Origin of the sequence: Prauserella shujinwangii (assembly GCF_003001955.1) — a bacterium.
Lineage (GTDB): Bacteria > Actinomycetota > Actinomycetes > Mycobacteriales > Pseudonocardiaceae > Qaidamihabitans > Qaidamihabitans shujinwangii.
In genome coordinates this window covers 147,682-166,732 of the sequence record NZ_PVNH01000012.1, presented here as the reverse complement: position 1 = coordinate 166,732, position 19,051 = coordinate 147,682, and the positions used below count along the sequence as shown (strand labels likewise).

19 protein-coding genes are annotated in these 19,051 nt (G+C 74.9%); 9 read left to right on the top strand and 10 right to left on the bottom strand.

What is annotated here, in order from left to right; all coding sequences use genetic code 11:
• Positions 1–2 precede the first annotated feature (2 nt).
• Genes B0I33_RS26455 through B0I33_RS26445 form a run of 3 tightly spaced genes read right to left on the bottom strand, consistent with a single transcriptional unit; the run spans position 3 to position 4,578 of the window.
• Entirely contained in the window at positions 3–1,100 is a 1,098-nt protein-coding gene (locus tag B0I33_RS26455; protein WP_106181736.1) for a glycosyltransferase family 4 protein, read from the bottom strand.
• Positions 1,093–3,627: a glycosyltransferase gene (locus B0I33_RS26450; RefSeq protein WP_106181599.1), complete on the bottom strand. Its 2,535-nt coding sequence runs from the start codon at positions 3,625–3,627 to the stop codon at positions 1,093–1,095. The genes B0I33_RS26455 and B0I33_RS26450 overlap by 8 nt, the downstream gene beginning before the upstream one ends.
• A 30-nt stretch (positions 3,628–3,657) precedes the next feature.
• Entirely contained in the window at positions 3,658–4,578 is a 921-nt protein-coding gene (locus B0I33_RS26445) for a glycosyltransferase family 2 protein (RefSeq protein WP_245901092.1), read from the bottom strand.
• 18 nt (positions 4,579–4,596) lie between these two features.
• Between B0I33_RS26445 and B0I33_RS26440 the strand changes: the two genes are divergently transcribed.
• From B0I33_RS26440 to B0I33_RS26430, 3 genes are all read left to right on the top strand, one after another.
• Positions 4,597–5,679, top strand: coding sequence for a glycosyltransferase family 4 protein (locus B0I33_RS26440; protein WP_245901091.1), 1,083 nt, complete (start codon positions 4,597–4,599; stop codon positions 5,677–5,679).
• A 56-nt stretch (positions 5,680–5,735) separates the two neighbouring features.
• The gene (locus B0I33_RS26435) at positions 5,736–6,881 is read left to right on the top strand and encodes a glycosyltransferase family 4 protein (RefSeq protein ID WP_106181597.1); all 1,146 of its coding nucleotides are present in this window, start codon (positions 5,736–5,738) and stop codon (positions 6,879–6,881) included.
• A 95-nt stretch (positions 6,882–6,976) separates the two neighbouring features.
• Complete coding sequence (locus tag B0I33_RS26430) at positions 6,977–7,840, top strand: glycosyltransferase family 2 protein (RefSeq protein ID WP_106181596.1); 864 nt, start codon at positions 6,977–6,979, stop codon at positions 7,838–7,840.
• A 9-nt stretch (positions 7,841–7,849) separates the two neighbouring features.
• On the opposite strand, the gene B0I33_RS26425 is transcribed toward B0I33_RS26430, so the two are convergent.
• Positions 7,850–8,212, bottom strand: coding sequence for a hypothetical protein (locus B0I33_RS26425; RefSeq protein ID WP_106181595.1), 363 nt, complete (start codon positions 8,210–8,212; stop codon positions 7,850–7,852).
• A 145-nt stretch (positions 8,213–8,357) separates the two neighbouring features.
• Here B0I33_RS26425 and manB point away from each other — a divergent pair, with 145 nt between their 5' ends.
• Positions 8,358–9,437, top strand: a complete 1,080-nt coding sequence (gene manB, locus B0I33_RS26420) for a mannose-1-phosphate guanylyltransferase (protein WP_106181732.1) — start codon at positions 8,358–8,360, stop codon at positions 9,435–9,437.
• Positions 9,430–10,347, top strand: coding sequence for a DNA-3-methyladenine glycosylase family protein (locus B0I33_RS26415; RefSeq protein WP_106181594.1), 918 nt, complete (start codon positions 9,430–9,432; stop codon positions 10,345–10,347). The genes manB and B0I33_RS26415 overlap by 8 nt, the downstream gene beginning before the upstream one ends.
• 203 nt (positions 10,348–10,550) lie before the next feature.
• Here the strand turns inward: B0I33_RS26415 and B0I33_RS26410 are convergent, their stop codons facing one another.
• Positions 10,551–11,249: a GntR family transcriptional regulator gene (locus B0I33_RS26410; RefSeq protein WP_106181593.1), complete on the bottom strand. Its 699-nt coding sequence runs from the start codon at positions 11,247–11,249 to the stop codon at positions 10,551–10,553.
• A 111-nt stretch (positions 11,250–11,360) separates the two neighbouring features.
• Between B0I33_RS26410 and B0I33_RS26405 the strand changes: the two genes are divergently transcribed.
• The 4 genes from B0I33_RS26405 to B0I33_RS26390 are packed head-to-tail and all read left to right on the top strand — an operon-like array spanning position 11,361 to position 14,845.
• Complete coding sequence (locus B0I33_RS26405) at positions 11,361–12,584, top strand: NRAMP family divalent metal transporter (protein ID WP_106181592.1); 1,224 nt, start codon at positions 11,361–11,363, stop codon at positions 12,582–12,584.
• 4 nt (positions 12,585–12,588) lie between these two features.
• Positions 12,589–13,200 carry a 5-oxoprolinase subunit PxpB gene (gene pxpB / locus B0I33_RS26400; protein ID WP_106181591.1) on the top strand — a complete coding sequence of 204 codons (612 nt, stop codon included), beginning with the start codon at positions 12,589–12,591 and terminating at the stop codon, positions 13,198–13,200.
• Entirely contained in the window at positions 13,197–14,072 is an 876-nt protein-coding gene (locus B0I33_RS26395; RefSeq protein ID WP_106181590.1) for a 5-oxoprolinase subunit C family protein, read from the top strand. The genes pxpB and B0I33_RS26395 overlap by 4 nt, the downstream gene beginning before the upstream one ends.
• An 11-nt stretch (positions 14,073–14,083) precedes the next feature.
• A complete protein-coding gene (locus B0I33_RS26390; RefSeq protein ID WP_245901109.1) occupies positions 14,084–14,845 on the top strand; it encodes a putative hydro-lyase in 762 nt (253 codons plus the stop codon).
• 32 nt (positions 14,846–14,877) lie between these two features.
• Here the strand turns inward: B0I33_RS26390 and B0I33_RS26385 are convergent, their stop codons facing one another.
• From B0I33_RS26385 to cofD, 5 genes are all read right to left on the bottom strand, one after another.
• Positions 14,878–15,234 (bottom strand): GntR family transcriptional regulator, encoded by a 357-nt coding sequence (locus B0I33_RS26385; protein WP_106181588.1) that lies wholly within the window; start codon positions 15,232–15,234, stop codon positions 14,878–14,880.
• Positions 15,231–16,034: a hypothetical protein gene (locus B0I33_RS26380; protein ID WP_106181587.1), complete on the bottom strand. Its 804-nt coding sequence runs from the start codon at positions 16,032–16,034 to the stop codon at positions 15,231–15,233. The genes B0I33_RS26385 and B0I33_RS26380 overlap by 4 nt, the downstream gene beginning before the upstream one ends.
• A gap of 121 nt (positions 16,035–16,155) precedes the next feature.
• Positions 16,156–16,692 carry an NUDIX hydrolase gene (locus tag B0I33_RS26375; protein WP_106181586.1) on the bottom strand — a complete coding sequence of 179 codons (537 nt, stop codon included), beginning with the start codon at positions 16,690–16,692 and terminating at the stop codon, positions 16,156–16,158.
• Complete coding sequence (locus B0I33_RS26370) at positions 16,689–18,035, bottom strand: coenzyme F420-0:L-glutamate ligase (RefSeq protein WP_106181585.1); 1,347 nt, start codon at positions 18,033–18,035, stop codon at positions 16,689–16,691. The genes B0I33_RS26375 and B0I33_RS26370 overlap by 4 nt, the downstream gene beginning before the upstream one ends.
• Positions 18,028–19,029, bottom strand: coding sequence for a 2-phospho-L-lactate transferase (gene cofD / locus B0I33_RS26365; RefSeq protein ID WP_106181584.1), 1,002 nt, complete (start codon positions 19,027–19,029; stop codon positions 18,028–18,030). Before cofD ends, B0I33_RS26370 begins: the two co-directional genes overlap by 8 nt.
• Between the last annotated feature and the right edge of the window lie 22 nt (positions 19,030–19,051).

The following is a 19,051-nucleotide window of genomic DNA, read 5'->3' as shown; positions in this document are numbered from 1 at the left end:
TCTCACTCACGACGGGCGGCGCGGCGGTAGGCGGTGACGGTCGCCTCGGCACAGCGGCGCCACGTGAAGCTCGCCGTGTGCGCGCGGCGGGTCGCCGACGTGGACGCCGCGTGCGGGTCGTCCACGGCGGCGCGCAGGGCCTCCACGAGGCCGTCGACATCGCCGTAGGGCACGAGAGCGGCCAGCCCGCCGGAGACCTCGCGCAGTGCCGGGATGTCCGTGCACACCACCGGCACGTCACACGCCATCGCCTCCAGCACCGGCAATCCGAATCCCTCGTCTCGCGACGGCAGGACCAGCGCCGACGCTCCGGCCACCACCCGCTGCAGCTCCAGGTCGGTCAGGTAGCCGAGGTGGTGCGCGCGGGCGCCGGGGGGAAACGGCCCCGGCCCGGCGAACACCATGGGCGGCAGCCCGGGGTCGGTGGCGTGCGCCTTCGCCAGCCAGTCGAGCCCCTTGCGTGGCCCCGCCGCGCCGGTGAACAGCAGGTACCGCGACGGAAGCCCGAGCCGGTCCCGCAGTTCCTGGCTCGGCGGCCTGCCGGTGAACCAGCCCGCGTCGATGCCGAGCGGTGTCACCTCGATCTTGCCGCGGTCGACGTCCAGTCGCTCGGCGACGACGTCCGCGACCGCCGCGGTCGGCGTGCAGATCACGTCGGCCCGCGCGGCACCCTTGCGCACCAGCTCGGGCAGTTCGGCGTCGCTCGGCGGCAGGTCCTGCGGGGCGTCGAGGAACGCCAGGTCGTGGATGGTGAGCACGCCCGCGGCCCGGGCGGTTCCGGGCAGGACGAAGTTGGTGCCGTGCACGACATCGGTCGGCCCGGCGAACAGCTCCACCGGGGGAAACGTCGAGCGCAGCCACATCGACCGCAGCACCCGCGCCGCCACCGGCATGCCGCGGGCCCGCACACCGTGCGGCAGCACCGTGCGCAACCTGCGCCAGCCGCGCAACGTGAACGCCACCGCGCGCGTGTCCACAGTAGACAGCGAGGCGAGCTCCTCGGACAGCGACGCCGTGTACCGGCCGATGCCGGTACGTTCGCCGAGCAGGGGCGTGCCGTCCAGCAGGACGCGCAGCGGTTTCGCGGAGGGCTCAGCCACGGCGGTGTCCACCGCGCCCACGGCGTACCAGCTTGCGCACCCGCCCGCCCGCGCGGCGGGCCAGCTCCGCGGGTCCCCCGTCGGCGAGGTACTCCCGCACCAGCGCCAGGTCCCGGCGCACCAGCTCCCGGCCGCGCACCGGCGCCGAGGGCACCAGGTCCGCCGCACCGGGCAGCCGGTCGGCGGCGGGACGCGGGTTCCGGCAGAACTCGGTGAGCGGCGCCAGCACCTCCGGCCACGTGTACCGCCGGGCGACGTCGGCGATCCGCTCCCGGCAGCCCGCGGCGAACCCGGGGTCGTACAGGCACTGTTCGAGCGCGCCGGCCAGCGCCTCCGCGTCCTCGGCCGGCACCACGGCGCCCAGCCGTTCGGCGCGGACCAGGTCGGCGAACGCGTCACCGTCGGTGGTGACGATCGGCAGCCCGGCCCACAGGTAGTCCAGCACGCGGGTGCGGAACGCGAACGTCGTCTCCACGTGCTCGAAGTGCGTCGTCACACCGCAGTCGGCGTCGAGCAGCCAGTTCTGCCGCTGGCCGTACGGCACCCACTGCTCGTTGAAGAACACGTGCTTGCCGGTGAGGCCGAGCGAATCCGAGAGCCGGACGGTGCGGGTGCCGATGTCCATCTCGGCGACCTCGGGGTTCGGATGCCGCATGCCGAGGAACACCAGCCGCACGTCCGGCCGCCGCTCCCGCAGCAGCTCCACGGCGCGGACGAGGGTGAGTGGGTCGAACCAGCTGTAGACCCCGCCCGCCCACAGGATCACGCGGTCGGTGTCGGCGATCTCGTCGAACGCCGCGCGCAGGCCGGGCCCGGTGCGCCGGGGTGGCTCGGCGGGCAGCCCGAACGGCACGACGGCCAGCAGCGAGCGGGTGGTCGGGTCGGCGTCGTACAGCCGGGGCGACAGCCGCCCGAGCGCGGCGAGGTGGCCGAGCCAGAAGTGCCGCTGCCGCTGCGAGGCGCACAGGAAGAAGTCACCGCGTTCCAGCTGGGCGTCGAGCACCCGCGTGACCCCGGCGAGGTCGGCGGCGCGCCGGTCGTCGGGCGCGGCCTTGCCCTGTTCGAGCAGTTCGAGGTGCATCGGGTCGTAGAGGTCGCACACCACGATCTTGTGCGCGTGTTCCCGCTTCAGCGCGGGCGCCATCTCCAGCACGTGGCCCTGCAGGATCACCACGTCCGCCCACGCCACCGGCTCGGTCAGGTCGCGCCTGCGCGCGGCGCTGACCGGGAACGGCGCCGGTGGCGGGTCGGCGAGCGGGTTGACCGTCACCAGCCGCACGTCGTGCTCGGCGGAGAGCACCTGCGCCATGTTCCACGCCCGGATGGCGGGGCCGGCCATGCGCTCGGTGATCGCGTCGCCGGTGAGCACCAGCACCTTGCGCCGGGCGCCGAACGCCCGCTCGATGCCGAAGGCCTCCACCAGGATGTCGTGGGCGGCCAGGTAGCGGGGCAGCGGGTACGCGGGCTCGAGCGCCGTGCGCAGCAGCGGCAGCAGGTCCGCGTCGGTACGCACGCGCGCCGCCTGCTCCTCGGCTCGCGATCCGGCGAGCGAGGGGAGCAGCTCGACGAACTGGTCGATGGCGAGGACACCGGCCAGCGCCGTCCGCGGCAGCGGTACGGGATCGGTGTCGTCCGGGGAGCCGCCCCGGCGCAGATCCAGCTGACCGGGGTCCAGCTCACCGCGCGCGGTGGCGCGCCGCACGGCGAGCGCGAGCGCGGCGGGCAGCGCCCTCGCCAGCGCGTCGTCGGAGAGGTTCTTGTACAGGGCCGCCAGCGCGTTGCGCTCCAGCAGGAACGTCTCGCGGCCGGTGTCCGGCGAGTCCACCGCCGCCATCGTGCCGTGGTGGCGGTGGTAGGCGACCGACCCGGGCACGTAGCGCACTCGCCAGCCGCGCAGGTTGAGCCGCCAGCCGAGGTCGACGTCCTCGTAGAACATGAAGAAGCGCTCGTCGAAACCGCCGAGCTCGGCGAACACCGACGCGCGGACGAACATCGCCGAGCCGGTGCCGAACAGCACGTCCTTCGGCGCGTCGTGCTCGCCGGGCGGCAGCTCGGCCAGCGCGGTGCCCGCGTGCCGCTTGTAGCCCATACCGAACCAGGTGAGGCCGCCGTCCACGAAGTCGGCCGCGGTGCCCTCCCAGTCGACCACCTTGCTGGCCACCGCGGCCACCGCCGGGTCGGCGCGCAGCGCGGCCACCGCCGCCTCGACCCAGCTCTCACCGGGCCGGGCGTCGTTGTTGAGGAACCCCAGCACGGTGCCGTTCGCCTCCCGGGCACCGAGGTTGCAGCCGCCGGCGAAGCCCAGGTTCTCCCCGGCCTCGACCAGCCGCACGCCGGGCACGGCGGCGCGGATGCGCGGCACGTCGTCGCCGGGCGAGCCGTTGTCCACGCAGATGATCTCCAGGCGCGGGTAGGGCAGCCCGGTCAGCGCCCGCAGGCACGTGATGGTGTCGTCGGCCCCGCGGTAGTTCACCACGACCACCGACACGAGCGGATGTCCGGATTCCCCCTGAGCCCCGTTGGCCAACGCCGCGCTCCTTCCCACTGGCCCCCAAGATTAGCCGCGGGCCCACGCGCGCCAGAGCGCGTGTCGCCCGACCGTGCGGCGACGGCTGATCGCCCGCCGTGCGAGCAGTGTGGCAGGCAGCAGCGCGGCGACCTCGGCCAGGACCCGGCAGCGGAGCCAGGGCCGGAAGTTCGCGGCGCGCGGGCGGCCGCGGCGCAGCGGCAGCACGACGGTCAGGGCGGCGAACCGGGCGAGCTCGCGCAGCGCGACGCGGCCCGGGGCACAGCGCAGCAGCATGAGCAGCCGGTTGCGCTCGTTCCAGCGGTGGAAGCGCGGTGAGCCGGGGTGCGTGCTGGCGCCGTGCCGGTGCCGCACCACGGCCCCCGGCGCGGCGACCACGCGCCGCCCGGCCAGCCGCAGCCGCCACGCGGTGTCGGTGTCCTCGTAGTAGCAGAAGAAGCGGGCGGGCACCCCGCCCGCCTCGCGCAACGCGTCGGTGCGCAGCAGCGCCGCCCCGCCGCAGAAGCCGAACGGCTCGCCGCCGGCGGTCGCGGTGAGATCGGTCAGGTCGGCGCCGTGCCCGTCGGCGGTGAGCCGCACACCCAGCGACTGCGCGGTGCCGTCGGCGTACTCCAGCCGCGACGAGACCGCGGCGACGCCGGGCGCCATCGCGTCCTCCAGCGCGGCGAGCCAGCCCGGCGTCGGGGCGGCGTCGTCGTTGAGCCAGGCGACGTAGGGCGTGCGCACGGCGGGCAGCGCGGCGGCGATCCCGCCCGCGTAGCCGGTGTTGCGGGGCAGCCGCAGCACCTCGGGAGCCGACGGGTGCGCGGCGAGCAGCGCGGCCGTGCCGTCCGTGGAGGCGTTGTCGACCACCAGCGTCCGGTGTGGACGGTCCTGCGCGGCGAGCGCGTCGAGGCATTCGGCGACGTGCCCCGCGCCGCGCCAGGTGACGACGACGACCGTGGTGAGCACGTCGAGCAGAATAGCGGGGTGCCCGAACTCGTCGTGCTCGCCGAGCAGCTGCTGTCCCCGGTCCCCGGCGGGACCGGCCGCTACACCGCGGAACTGCTGCGCGCGCTGGCCGCGACGGCCCCGGAGGGGTGGACGGTGGGCAGCGCCGTCGCCCGGCACGCCGACGTGACGGCCGCCCGCGTGCCGGGGGTGCGGGGTCCCCGGCGGCTGCCGCTGCCGCCGAAGGCGCTGGTGGCGGCCTGGCAGGCCGGGGTGCCGCTGTGGCCGGGCGGGGCCGCCGTGCACGCCCCGACGCCGCTGGCCCCGCCGAGGGCGCCCCGGGGCCGCAGCCTGTCGGTGACCGTGCACGACACGGTGCCGTGGACGCATCCGGAGACGCTGACCCCGCGGGGCGTGCGCTGGCACCGCGCGATGATCGGCCGCGCCGCGCGGGGGGCGGACGCGCTGGTCGTGCCCACCGAGGCGGTGCGCGGCGAGCTGGCCGGGTTCGCCGCGGGACCGGCGCCGGTGCACGTGGTCGGGCACGGCGTCACCACCCTGCCCGTCGCGGAGCCGCCCGCCGGGCTGCCGCCGCGTTACGTCCTCGCGGTCGGCACCCTGGAGCCGCGCAAGGGCATCGACGTGCTCGTCGCGGCCATGGCCCTGCTGGCCGAGCCGGAGGTGCCGCTGCTGCTGGCCGGCCAGCCGGGCTGGGGCGGGCTCGACCCACTGGCGCTGGCGCGGGAGCACGGGCTCGGCGAGCACCGCGTGCGGGTGCTCGGCAGGCTGTCCGACGCCGAGCTGGCCGCCGTGCTGCGCGGGGCGAGCGTGCTCGCCGCGCCCAGCCTCGCCGAGGGCTTCGGGCTGCCGGTGCTGGAGGCGATGGCCGCCGGGGTGCCCGTGGTGCACTCGGACGCGCCCGCGCTCGCCGAGGTGGCCGGGGGCGCGGGCCGGATGGTGCCGCGCGGCGACGCGCGGGCACTCGCCACCGCGCTGCACGAGGTGCTGTCCTCCGGCCCGCTCGCCGCCGGGCTGGCGGCCGCGGGCCGGGAGCGGGCCGCCGCGTTCAGCTGGCGGCGGGCGGCGCTGGCCGTGTGGCGGCTGCACGTGCCGGGGGCCTGACCACGAATTACCGCATTCCACCCAACCGGCCGTGGCCGGCGTCGTAGTCTGCACGGGTGGCTGAACCACGCGTGCTGCTCGACGCCACGGCCGTGCCCGCGGACCGGGGTGGCGTCGGTCGCTATGTCGACTCGCTCGTCGCGGCCCTGGACGCCGGGGGCGCGCGGGTGGTCGTCGCGTGCCAGCCCCGGGACGCCGAGCTGTACGGCACGCTCGCCCCGCACGCGCAGGTGCTGCCGACGCCGCAGTCCGTCGCCACCCGCACCGCCCGGCTCGCCTGGGAGCAGACCACGCTGCCCGGCCTCGTCCGGAGACTCGCGGTGGACGTCGTCCACTCGCCGCACTACACGATGCCGCTCGCCAGCCGGGCGGCATCTGTCGTCACGCTGCACGACGCGACGTTCTTCACCGACGCCGTGCTGCACTCGTCGGTCAAGGCGCGGTTCTTCCGGGCCTGGACGGTGGCCGCGCTGCGCGGAGCGGACCTGTGCGTGGTGCCGAGCCAGGCCACCGCGCGGGAGCTGGCCAGGGCCACCGGCACCCGCCCGGCGCGGCTGCGGGTCATCCAGCACGGCGTCGACCTGGAACGCTTCCACCCGCCGTCACCGGAGGAGATCCGCGCCGCCCGCACGGCCGTCGGGCTGGGGAACACGCCGTACGTGGCGTTCCTCGGGGCGCTCGAACCACGCAAGAACGTGCCCGCGCTCGTCCGGGGCTTCGCCGAGGCGGTGGCGGGGCGCCCCGACCCCCCGGCGCTGGTGCTGGCCGGGCAGCCGGGCTGGGACGGCCAGGTCGAGCGGGCGCTGGACGCCGTGCCGCACCGGCTGCGCGTCATCCGGGCCGGATACCTGCCGTTCGACACGCTGGCGGGATTCCTCGGCGGGGCGGAACTGGTGGCCTACCCGAGCCTCGGCGAGGGATTCGGGCTGCCGGTGCTGGAGGCGATGGCGTCCGGGGCCTGCGTGCTGACCACGCGGCGGCTGTCGCTGCCGGAGGTGGGCGGCGACGCCGTCGCCTACTGTGGGGTCGGCGCGGGCGACGTCGCCGTGGCGCTGCGCGAGCTGCTCGACGACCCCACCCGCAGGGCCGCCCTGGCCGAGGCCGCGCAGCGCAGGGCGAAGGAGTTCTCCTGGGAGACCACCGCCGACCAGCACCGCGAGGCCTACGACGTGGCCTGGCACCGGTGGCGCTCCCGCCGCTAGTGCCGCGAGTGCTGCGCTCGGACCGGTGAGTGCTGCGTTCGGGCCCGCCGCCCCTCGGTCGCGCCCACGCTCGGTGACCGGTGCACAATGGCCGCGTGACCGAGCCGAAGACCTACGGCGACCGGCTCGCCGTGGTGACCGTGACCTACTCGCCGGGGGAGACCCTGGAGCGCTTCCTCGACACGCTCACCAAGGCCACCACGCGGGACGTCCACGTGGTGCTCGCCGACAACGGGTCCACCGACGGCGCGCCGGAGAAGGCCGCCGAGCGCGAGCACGTGCACCTGCTGCGCACCGGGGAGAACCTCGGCTACGGGGCGGGGGCGAACCGGGGGGTCGCCGAGCTGGACGACAGCTACGGCTGGGTCGTCATCGCCAACCCGGACCTGGAGTGGGAGCCCGGTTCACTGGACGAGCTGCTCGCGGTCGCCGAGCGCTGGCCGCGCGGCGGCGCGTTCGGCCCGCTGATCCGCGAACCCGACGGCACCGTGTACCCGTCGGCACGGCTGCTGCCCTCGCTCGGCCGCGGCATCGGGCACGCGCTGTTCGGCAAGGTGTGGCCGGGCAACCCGTGGACCCGCGCGTACCGGCAGGAACGCGGTGAGCCGGTCGAGCGCACCGCGGGCTGGTTGTCCGGGTCGTGCCAGCTGCTGCGGCGGGAGGCGTTCGACTCGGTCGGCGGCTTCGACCCGCGCTACTTCATGTACTTCGAGGACGTCGATCTGGGCGACCGGCTCGCCAGGGCGGGCTGGCTCAACGTGTACGCACCCTCGGCCGCGGTCATGCACCTCGGCGGGCAGGCCACGTCCCGGGCGTCGGCCCGGATGCTCGCCGCGCACCACGAGAGCGCGTACCGCTACCTCGCCGACCGGCACCGCGGCCCGGCGTGGCGCCCGCTGCTGCTGGCGATCCGGCTCGGCCTCGCGATCCGGCTGCGCCTGGAAACCCGCCGCTCCTGACCCGTTGGCCTACCGGCCTTCGAGGCGGCGGGAGAGCTCGGACTGGCCGCGCCGCGTGGTCGTGGTGGGCACCAGCCCGTCCAGCCGCGTCTCCTCCACCTCGCCGCCGGGCTCGTCGAGGCGCGTGGTGGGTTGCTGCTCGGTGAGGTGGCTGGGCCGCCCGTCCCCGTCCGCCATCGACTCCTCGATCATGGCGTGCGGTAGCCGGGTGGTGCTGTCCGGATCCTGCTCGTCGATGCTCCGGACGACGGATCTCGGGATCTGCTGGGTGTTCGAGGCATCCATGGGGGACGTCATGTTGTCCGGCGTCACCACCCCCTCGCGCGCCTGTGCGCGCGAGAGCAGGGCGTCCGCCCGATCGCGGGGGTCCATGCCCTCGCCTCCCGTACCTCACCCGAGGCCCTCTCCGAACGGGGCCGCCGCTGTCTGGGTCTAGGGTAGGCCCTCCGGCCTCGGACCGTCAGCGTTTCACACGGTCTGTCGTCACCGGTGGGCCAGTGAGGGAGGAATGCTCGCGATGACCGCCGTTTCCGGCGTCGATGCCGTGATCCTCGTGGGGGGCAAGGGCACGCGGCTGCGTCCGCTGACCCTGTCCGCGCCGAAGCCGATGCTGCCGACCGCGGGGGTGCCGTTCCTGTCGCACCTGCTCTCCCGCATCCGCGCTGCGGGGATCACCCATGTCGTGCTCGGCACCTCGTACCGGGCCGAGGTGTTCGAGGAGTTCTTCGGCGACGGCGCCGCGCTGGGCCTGGAGATCGACTACGTCGTGGAGGACGTGCCGCTCGACACCGGCGGCGCGATCCGCAACGTGGCGGACCGGCTGCGGGCCGACGACGCCGTGGTGTTCAACGGCGACATCCTGTCCGGCGCCGACCTCGGCGAGCTCGTCGGCACCCACCGGCGCGCGGGCGCGGACGTCACCCTGCACCTGCAGCGCGTGCCCGACCCGAGCCGGTTCGGCTCGGTGCCCACCGACGCCGAGGGGCGGGTCACCGCGTTCCTGGAGAAGACCCCGAACCCGCCGACCGACCAGATCAACGCGGGCTGCTACGTGTTCCGCCGCGAGGTGATCGAGGACATCCCGGCGGGCAGGCCCGTCTCGGTCGAGCGGGAGACGTTCCCCAGCCTGCTCGGTGACGGCGCCCACGTGCACGGGTTCGTCGACAGCTCCTACTGGCTCGACGTGGGCACGCCGGAGGCGTTCGTGCGGGGTTCCGCCGACCTCGTGCGCGGCGTCGCTCCCACGTCGGCGCTGCCCGGCCCGGTGGGCGAGGCACTGTGCCTCGACGGGGCGAAGGTGGCCGACGGTGCCACCGTGACCGGTGGTGCCACCGTCGGCAGCGGCGCCGAGGTCGCCGCGGGCGCCACGGTGGACGGCGCGGTGCTGTTCGACGGTGCCGTGGTGGCCCCGGACGCGGTCGTGGAGCGGTCGGTGCTCGGCGCGGGCGCCCGGGTGGGCGAGGGCGCGGTGCTGCGCGGGGTCGTGCTGGGGGACGGCGCCGTGGTGGGCGCGGGCTGCGAGCTGCTCGACGGCGCGCGCGTGTGGCCCGGCGTCACGCTGCCCGACGGCGGGATCCGGTTCTCCTCCGATGCCTGAACAGCCTGAACGGTACCGGCGGTGGCGCGCGCCGTTCCCGGTCGACCTCGCGGGGGTGCTGGCGCCGCTGCGCCGCGGCCGTGGCGATCCGTGCCTGCGGTTCGACGACGGCGGTCACGTCTGGGTCACGGCGAACACGGCCGACGGTCCCGGCACGCTGGTGCTGCGGGCCGGGGACACGGTCGTGGAGGCGAAGGCGTGGGGCACGGGAGCCGGGGTGCTCCTCGACGGTGTTCCCCGGTTGCTCGGCGCGGAGGACGACGACTCGGGTTTCGCCGCCCATCACGATGCCGTCGCGCGGGCGCGCCGCCGGTTCCCGCTGCTGCGGCTGGGCGCGACCGGCCGCGTGTGGGACGTGCTGGTGCCGTCGGTGCTGGAGCAGAAGGTCACCGGCTACGAGGCGCGCCGGTCGTGGCGCGAGCTGTGCCGCCGGTTCGGCGAGCCCGCGCCGGGGCCTGCCCCGGCGGGGATGCGGGTGCCGCCCACGCCCGCCGCGATCCGGTCCGTCACCGACTGGGACTGGCACCGCGCGGGCGTGGACCTGGCCCGGCGCACGACGCTGGTCGCGGCGGCCAGGGTCGCGCACCGGCTGGAGCGGGCGGCCGAGCTGCGCGGGGTGCCGGGCCGCGAGTTCCTGCGGCAGGTGCCGGGGATCGGCGTGTGGACGTCGGCGGAGATCGCGCAGCGGGCGTGGGGCGATCCGGACGCCGTCAGCTTCGGTGACTTCCACATCCCGGCTGTCGTCGGGCACGCGCTGGTCGGCAGGGAGCTGGACGACGCGGGCCTGCACGCCGAGCTGGCGCCGTACGCACCGCAGCGGCACCGCGCCGTGCGGTACCTGGAGGCGGTGGGGTTCTCGCGACCGCGGTTCGGCCCGAGGGCGGCGGTCCGGGACTACCGCGCCATCTGACCCCGCCGTGTCCGCGGTCTGTGCACGCGTGTCCGCGGTCTGTGCACGCGTGTCCGCGCGTGGTGTCGGCGTGTCCGCCGTCCGTGCGCGGCCGCGCGGCGCGGATGGCGGACACGTGAGCGCAGGTGGCGGACACGTGAGCGCGGATGGCGGACACGTGAGCGCGGATGGCGGACACGTGAGCGCGGATGGCGGACACGCCGTCAGCCCGCGAGCTCCCGGTAGGCCTCGACGAGCTGGGCCTCGGCGGCGTCGAAGTAGTCCTCGAGCCTGCGTTCGGCCGCGCCGATCTCGCCCGCGGTGACCAGGTCGGTGATGGCGCGGTTGGCCGCGAGGTAGGGCTCGTGGAACTCGCGCGGCCGGGACATGACGTGGAACGCCAGCCGCAGCTCGGCCAGCAGCTGCCGCATGGTCTCGTCCACGCGCGGGCTGCCCGCCAGGCCCGCCACGGCCTGGTGGAAGCGCATGTTCGCGGTGCCGACGTCGAGCCAGCGATGCTCGGCCGACGCGGTCTCGCCCGCCCGGACGGCCGCGTCCAGCGCGGCCACCCGCTCGCCGTCCGCGTCGCCCGCTCTCCGGATGGCGCTCGTCTCCAGCATCCGGCGGATCCGGTAGAGGTCCACGACGTCGTCGGCGGTCAGCTTGCGGACGAACACACCGCGGTGGAACTCGTGCACCAGCAGCCGCTCGTGCACGAGCAGCCGGAACGCCTCCCGCAGGGTGTTACGCGACACCGCGAGCGCGCGCCCCGCGCTCTCCTCGGACAGCCGGCTGCCGGGCGGCAGGGCCCCCTCGATGATCCGCTGGCGGAGCACGTCCGCCACCCGCTCGGCGGTGCTGGTGCGGTCGAGCAGCGAGCGCTCGCCCGCGAGCAGGTCCACCCACGGGTCCGTGGTGGTCATCCGGCCTCCGTTCTGTGACGTCTCAGTTTAACAAAGACGTTCGACAAGAGCCTTGCAGGATTGTTCAACAATTCAGTACGGTCCGGGGACCCGAGACGAGGGGAGTCCCCCATGGCCGACAAGACCAGCAACGCGGGCACGGTGGGTGCCGCGGTCAAGCGCAGTGCTCTGCTCGGCGCGGTGTTCCTGATGGCGACCAGCGCCATCGGACCCGGCTTCATCACCCAGACCACGCAGTTCACGGTGCAGCTCGGCGCGGCGTTCGCCTTCGCGATCGTCGTGTCGATCGTCATCGACATCGCGGTGCAGCTGAACGTCTGGCGCGTCATCGGCGTCTCCGGCCTGCGCGCGCAGGAGCTGGGCAACCGGGTCCTGCCCGGGGTCGGCTACCTCATGGCCGCGCTCGTCGTGTTCGGCGGGCTCGTGTTCAACATCGGCAACATCGCGGGCACCTCGCTCGGCCTGGACGCCCTGCTCGGGCTGGAGGTCAAGATCGGCGGCACGATCTCCGCGGTGATCGCGATCGGCCTCTTCCTCAGCAGGCGGGCCGGAATCGCGATGGACCGGCTGGTCGTCGTGCTCGGGCTGCTGATGATCGGGCTCACCGCGTACGTCGCGATCGTCTCCGGCCCGCCGGTCGGCGACGCGCTGCGGCAGTCGGTCGTGCCCGACACCGTCGACTTCCTCGCCATCACCACGCTGATCGGTGGCACGGTCGGCGGCTACATCACCTACGCCGGCGCGCACCGGCTGGTCGACGCCGGTATCACCGGCCCCGAGCGGGTCGCCGAGGTCAGCCGCAGCTCGGTGACGTCCCTGCTGGTCACCGGCGTGATGCGGATCGTGCTGTTCCTCGCCATCCTCGGCGTGGTCGCCGGTGGCGCCACGCTGGCCACCGACAACCCGCCGGCCGACGCGTTCGCCCACGCCGCCGGTGAGGTGGGGCTGCGGCTGTTCGGGATGATCCTCTGGGCCGCGGGCATCACGTCCGTGCTCGGCGCCTCCTACACGTCGGTGTCGTTCCTGGTGTCGTTCTCGCCCGCGCTGCAGCGGCGGCGCAACTGGCTGGTGATCGCGTTCATCGCCGTCTCGGTGACCGCGTTCCTGCTGCTGGAGCAGGCTCCGACCACGTTGCTGATCCTCGCGGGCGCGCTCAACGGGCTGATCCTGCCCGTCGGTTTCGGCGTGCTGCTGTGGGTCGCCGCGCGGCGGGCGGACCTGCTCGGCGGATACCGTTACCCGCGGTGGCTGCTGGCGGTCGGCTCGGCCGCCTGGCTGCTGACGGTGTACCTGGGGTGGAAGTCGCTGAGCGGCATCGTCGAGTTGTGGAGCTAGGAAGATGCGTGTCCTGCCGTGTGCCGACTCTGGGCTGCTCGTGGAGCTCGACGACCTGGACGCGGTCCGGGGTCTGCACGCGGCACTGCGCGCGGCGCCGCCTCCCGGCGTCACCGACCTGGTGCCCGCCGCCCGCACCCTGCTGCTGCGGCTGGACCCGGAGGTCGCCGACTCGGTGGAGATCGAGCGGGTGGTGCGGGGGACCAGGCCGGTGCCCGGCACGGAGGGGAGCGGGGAGCTGGTGCGGGTGCCGGTGGTGTACGACGGCGCCGACCTCGCCGAGGTGGCGCGGCTGACCGGGCTGACCGAGCACGAGGTGGTCGCCGAGCACACCCGGCGGGAGTGGACGGTCGCGTTCGGAGGGTTCGCACCCGGCTTCGGCTACCTCGTCGGTGGTTCGCCACGGCTGGAGGTGCCCCGGCGGGCGGAGTCCCGCACCCGGGTCCCGGCCGGCGCGGTCGGACTCGCCGGGACGTTCAGCGGCATCTACCCGAGGTCGTCGCCGGGCGGCTGGCAGCTGATCGGCCGGACCGGCCTGGAGATCTGGCGGCCCGACCGGGACCCGCCCGCGCTGCTGCGGCCGGGGGTGCGGGTCCGGTTCCAGGAGCAGCGATGACCGCGGCGCTGGAGGTGCTCGACACCGGTCCACTGTCGACGGTGCAAGACCTCGGCAGGCCCGGCTACGCGGGCATCGGGGTCGGCACGTCCGGGGCGGCGGACCGCGCCGCGCTGCGCCTGGCGAACCGCCTCGCCGGCAACGACGAGGGTGCCGCGGCGGTCGAGGTGACCTTCGGTGGGTTCGCCGCGCGGGCGCTGCGGGACCTCACGGTGGTGGTCACGGGAGCGCCGTGCCCGGTGACCGTCGGCGGGCGGGGCGCGGCGACCGACACGGTGCTGCGCGTGCCCGGGGGCGCGCTGCTGCGGCTCGGCGCACCCGAGCGGGGACTGCGCAGCTACGTGGCGGTGCGCGGAGGGCTCGACGTGGAGCCCGTGCTCGGCTCCCGGGCGACGGACGTGCTGTCCGGGCTCGGCCCGGAACCGTTGCGCCGGGGCACGGTGCTGGCCACGGGCCCACCGCCCGCGCACTGGGCCCCGGTCGGGTTCGCTCCGGTCGCCGCGCCCGCGGCGGAGGAACTGGTGCTCACGGTGGTGCCCGGCCCGCGCGACGACTGGTTCACCGCGCGGGCACTCGCCACACTGTTCGGTGCGCCGTACACGGTCACGGCCGACTGCGACCGCGTCGGCATCCGGCTCGACGGGCCCCGGCTGGACCGTGCCAGGGACGACGAGCTGCCGAGCGAGGGCATGGTGGCCGGGGCGTTGCAGGTGCCGCCAGGGGGCAGGCCGACGCTGTTCCTCGCCGATCATCCGGTGACCGGCGGCTACCCGGTGATCGCGGTGGTGGTCGCCGCCGATGTCGACAAGGCCGCGCAGGCGCGTCCTGGCCTCCGGCTCAGGTTCACCGCGCGGGGAAGGAGAGGACCATGACCAACGCGGCGCTGACCCCCGCCGAGGCGAGGGCGAAGTTCCGGGCCGGGCTGCGCGTGCCGACCTCGGGTTTCTGCGCGGGCTGGGCGCAGGCCAACCTGATCAGCCTGCCGCGCGACCACGCCTACGACTTCCTGCTGTTCGCGCAGCGCAACCCGCAGGCGTGCCCGGTGCTCGACGTCACCGAGCCCGGCGAGACCAGCGCGTCGATCTTCTCCGGCGACCTGCGCACCGACCTGCCTGCCTACCGCGTCTACCGCGACGGGGAGCTCGTCGACGAGTGCGCGGACGTGACCGGGGTGTGGCGGGACGACCTGGTGTCGTTTCTCGTCGGCTGCAGCTTCACGTTCGAGACGGCGCTGCTGGACGCGGGCGTGCCGGTGCGGCACATCGAGGCGGGCACGAACGTGCCGATGTACCGCACCAACCGGGAGTGCAGGCCCGCGGGCCGCCTGTCGGGCTCGCTGGTGGTGTCGATGCGGCCGGTGCCCGCCGAGCTGGTCCCGCTCGCGGTGCGGGTCACGGCGCGGTACCCGGCGGTGCACGGCGCGCCGGTGCACGTCGGCTCTCCCGGCCTGCTGGGGCTGGAGGACCTCGACCACCCCGACTTCGGCGACGCGGTGGAGATCCGGCCGGGGGAGCTGCCGGTGTTCTGGGCCTGCGGCGTGACCCCGCAGGCGGCGGTGATGCGGTCGCGGCCGCCGTTCGCGATCGGCCACGCCCCCGGCCACATGGCCATCACCGACGCCCGCGACCACGACTACCTCTCGTGAGTGTTTTCCGTGGTAAGAACAACGTTTCCCGCTCACGAGCGCAGGGCGGCGGTGACGATCGCCAGCGCCTCGTCGGGGCCGATGCCCATCCGGTGCGCCACCGCGGCGTACTCCGCCGCCGCCTCCCGCACCCGCTGCCTGCTGGTGTCGCCCGACGAGCCGACGAAGCTGCCCGCCCTGCCCCGCGTCTCGATGAGCCCGGCCTCCTCCAGCTCCCGGTAGGCCCTGGCGATCGTGTTCGGCGCGATGCCGAGGTCGGCCGCGAGCCTGCGCACCGTGGGCAGCTTCGTGCCCACGGCCAGCGTGCCGTCGTTGATCTGCCTGGCCAGCTCCGAGCGGACCTGCTCGTACGGCGGCACCTTGGAGTCCGCGTCCACACTGATGATCATCGCGTCGGCTCCGCGGCGGTCCGGGGCAGCGGGCGGCGGTGGTCGGTCAGGTACGTCGCTCCCCACAGCAGCAGGGCGACGGCGACGTACCCGAGCAGCAGCCCGGTGAACACCGGGCTCACCGTCATCATCGACATGACCAGCGCGACCGGCAGGCTGTAGGGCACGCCCTGGTGAGAGTCCTGGGTGCGGAGCAGGTCGTCGACGGCCAGCGCGGCGTCGCCGTCCGCGAGGGCGGGCCTGCGGACCTCCTCCCCGGCCACGAGCGCGGTGAGGACCCCGAAGACCAGGGTGCCGGCGGTGAGGATCAGCCCCAGCACCCGGTCGACGAGGTGGCCGCCGAACAGCAGCATGCCCGCGCCGAGGGCGACCCCGCCCGCGTAGGTGACCGCGACGGCGGCGAGGAACGGCGCGCCGAGCACCTCGCGGGGCAGCCGCACGGCGCTGTGCGCGGTCCTCCGGGGCAGGGTGGCGGCGATCCGTTGCTCGGCGCGCCGCTTGCGGTGCGCCAGCCACCACGCCGAGGCCGCGGCCAGCAGGTACGCCCCGGCCAGCAGCAGCGGGCCCATCAGCTCCACGCCGTCGACGGCGACGGAGAACCGGACGAACTCCCGCAGCACGGCGAACCCGATGACGAGGAACGCCAGCATCAGCGCGTGCAGGATCAGCTGATGGCGCATCCGTTCCCGCACGGTCATCCGGGCGGCCAGCAACCGGTCCGGCTCCTGGCCTGGTGCCCCGTGCCGGACCAGCCACCGGCGTGCGCGGCGCAGGCCCGCGTCGTCGACAGGTACGTTCACAACCCCTCCTTTGTAGCATTGCTTGTCCCAAGAAGGTGACACAAAACATGCTACAAAGTCAACCCCGCCCCGGTCTGGGGCAGTGCCATTCACCGCCGGGGACGGCGGGCGGCCCCGGGCGTCAGGCGCGGTCGAGCGCGGTGGCGAGCAGCTCGGTGAGGTCCTCGGTGTCCGGGGGCAGCGCCGTCGCGGGCCACCAGCGCAGGTCGTCGGACTCCGCGCTGCGCACGGCCTGCGCGCCCCGCGGCGCGCGCACCAGGAAGCGCACGTCGAAGTGCCGGGTCGGCACTCCCAGCGAGCACGTGATCGGATGCACCTCCAGGTGCAACGGCTCCGGGTCGATCCGCAGTCCGGACATCCCCGACTCCTCCCGCGCCTCGCGCAGCGCGGCCGCCGCCAGCGACTCGTCACCAGGCTCGCAGTGCCCGCCGAGCTGCAGCCAGCGGCCGACCCGGGGGTGCAGGGTGAGCAGCACCCGCTCGCCGGTGTCGTCCAGCACGACGGCCGACGCCGTCAGGTGTCCCGCCGCGCACTCCCGCGCGCAGGCGTCGGCACGGGCCACCAGGAAGCCCAGGTAGGCCTGCCGCAGCGACTCCTGCGCCGCCGTCGGGGGCTGCCAGCTCTCCAGGCTGGACAGTGCGGAGGCGTGCAGGCTCACCACTCCACCAGCCCTTCCCCGAGGTCTCTCGGCTCGCGCGGCCCGGAGGGGCCCGCCGCAGGGTGGCCGATCGCCACGGCGCCCAGCGGCTCCCACTCCGGCGGCAGGCCGAGCGTGCGGCGCACCACGTCGGCGGCGAAGATCGTGGAGCCGATCCAGCACGAGCCGAGGTCCTCCGCGGCGAGCGCCACGAGGAGCCCCTGCACCGCGGCCCCGGCCGCGACGGTGAACATCGTGTGCTCGCACGCGTTGCGCCGGTCGTCGGGGTAGGTGTGCGCACCCTCGGCGACCAGGAACGGGACCACCACCTCGGGCGCGTCGAACAGGATGTCGCCGCGGCGCAGCCGCTTCGTGATCTGCTCCTCGGTGAAACCGTCGCCGGCCAGGTCGGCCCGCCACGCCTCCCGCATCGCGCCGAGCAGCTCCTCCCGGCGCGCCCGGTCCCGCAGCCAGCCGAACCGCACCGGCCGGGTGTGGTGGGGCGCCGGTGCGGTGAGCGCGGCCCCGATGGCGCGGCGCAGCACGTGCTCGTCCACCGGCTTACCGCTGAACTCGCGCACCGAGCGGCGCACCAGCACCGCCTCGCGGCGGCCCTGGGCGATCGCCTCGGCGGTGCCGAGCCGGAACAGGTCCTCCTCGGCCGGCCGCACGAGGTCCCGCGCGGTCGACGACTCGTCGCCGACGCGCAGCCCGCGGACGACGGCGACCGGGGTGCCGCCGAGCTTGCCCTTCACCAGATCCGCCGCGGCGGCGATCTCGTCGGCCACGGCGATCTCGGTGACTTCCAGCTCGTTGCCCTGCCCGTCCACCGAACCGGCGTAGGAGTGCAGCACGCGCAGGCCCGAGGACCCGATGGCCGCGTCGGTCTGCCCGTTGCGCCACGCCCGCCCCATCGTGTCGGTGACCACCACCGCCACCTCCACGCCGAGCCGCTCCCGCAGCCCGTTGCGCAACGCCAGCGCGGAGGCGTCCGGGTCGGCGGGCAGCAGGGCGACCTCGTCACCGGCCACATTGGACGCGTCGACACCGGACGCGGCCTGTACCACGCCGATCCGGTTCTGGGTGATGACCGTCCGCCCGATCCGCGCCAGCACGCGCACGGACTCCTGCTCCACCAGCCTGCGCCGGGCGGCGTCGCGAGCCTCCGGGTCGCGGGGCACGCGGATCAGCCTGCCCTCGATCTTGGACACGATCTTGCTGGTCACCACCACGACGTCGCCGGAGCGCAGCCAGCGTGCCGCGTCCGCGATGGCGCCGGTCAGGTCATCGCCGGGCCGGAACTCCGGCAGGCCCTCCACCGGGAGGATCTCCAGCCGCTCCGCCGCGTGGTCGTGCTCAGTCAAGGTCCACCCCGGCCAGGTTCAGCGCCGCGCGGGCCATCCCCGCGGTGGCGTCCACATCGGACATGATGAGCGGCACGGCGCGCACGGCGACGCCCGGCACGTCCACCGACTCGCCCGCCTGCACCAGCCACCCGTCCAGCAGTCCCTCGTCGGACGTCTGGCGGGAGCCGTAGTGCCTGCCGACGCCCTCGGCGGACGTCTCCACGCCGATCGCCGCCAGGCACGCGTCGGCCATGCCCCGCAGCGGCTTGCCGCCGATGATCGGGGAGACGCCCACGACCCCGGCCTCGGTCTTGCGCACGGCGTCGCGGACCCCGGGCACCGACAGCACCGTGCCCACCGACACCACCGGGTTCGACGGGGCCAGCAGCACCGCGTCGGCCTCCGCGATCGACTCGAGCACCCCGGGCCCCGGCACCGACTGCTCCGCGCCGACCGGCACGATCGAGTGCGCGGGCAGCTGCGCCCGGTAGCGCACCCACCACTCCTGGAAGTGCAGGGCCTTGCGCTGCCCTGGCAGGTCCGGGTCGTCCACGACGACGTGCGTCTCCACCCGGTCGTCGGTCATCGGCAGCAGCCGGGCCCCCGGCCGCCACCGGTCGCACAGCGCCTCCGTCACGGCGGAGAGCGGGTAGCCCGCCTTGAGCATCCGGGTCCGGATGAGGTGCGTGGCGATGTCCTTGTCGCCGAGCCCGAACCAGCTCGGCTCCGCGCCGTAGGCGGCCAGCTCCTCCTTGACCGTCCACGTCTCGCCCGCGTGCCCCCAGCCCCGCTCGGGGTCGATACCGCCGCCGAGCGTGTACATGCAGGTGTCCAGGTCGGGGCAGATCCGCAGACCGTGCAACCACACGTCGTCGCCGGTGTTGACGATCGCGGTGACCTCGTGCGGGGACGCCTCGGCGGGCTCACCGATCCCGGGCAGGCCCAGCGCGGCCTTCACCCCGAGCAGGAAGCGGGCACCACCCACTCCGCCGACTACAACCACAACCTTCACAGGGCCCGATCCTTCCACGCCG

Coding starts and splice junctions, on each gene's coding strand:
- B0I33_RS26425 (WP_106181595.1), bottom strand. CDS start 8,212: ATGGACCCCCGCGATCGGGCGGACGCCCTGCTCTCGCGCGCACAGGCG.
- pxpB (WP_106181591.1), top strand. CDS start 12,589: ATGCGTGTCCTGCCGTGTGCCGACTCTGGGCTGCTCGTGGAGCTCGAC.
- B0I33_RS26405 (WP_106181592.1), top strand. CDS start 11,361: ATGGCCGACAAGACCAGCAACGCGGGCACGGTGGGTGCCGCGGTCAAG.
- manB (WP_106181732.1), top strand. CDS start 8,358: ATGACCGCCGTTTCCGGCGTCGATGCCGTGATCCTCGTGGGGGGCAAG.
- B0I33_RS26395 (WP_106181590.1), top strand. CDS start 13,197: ATGACCGCGGCGCTGGAGGTGCTCGACACCGGTCCACTGTCGACGGTG.
- B0I33_RS26410 (WP_106181593.1), bottom strand. CDS start 11,249: ATGACCACCACGGACCCGTGGGTGGACCTGCTCGCGGGCGAGCGCTCG.
- B0I33_RS26385 (WP_106181588.1), bottom strand. CDS start 15,234: ATGATCATCAGTGTGGACGCGGACTCCAAGGTGCCGCCGTACGAGCAG.
- B0I33_RS26415 (WP_106181594.1), top strand. CDS start 9,430: ATGCCTGAACAGCCTGAACGGTACCGGCGGTGGCGCGCGCCGTTCCCG.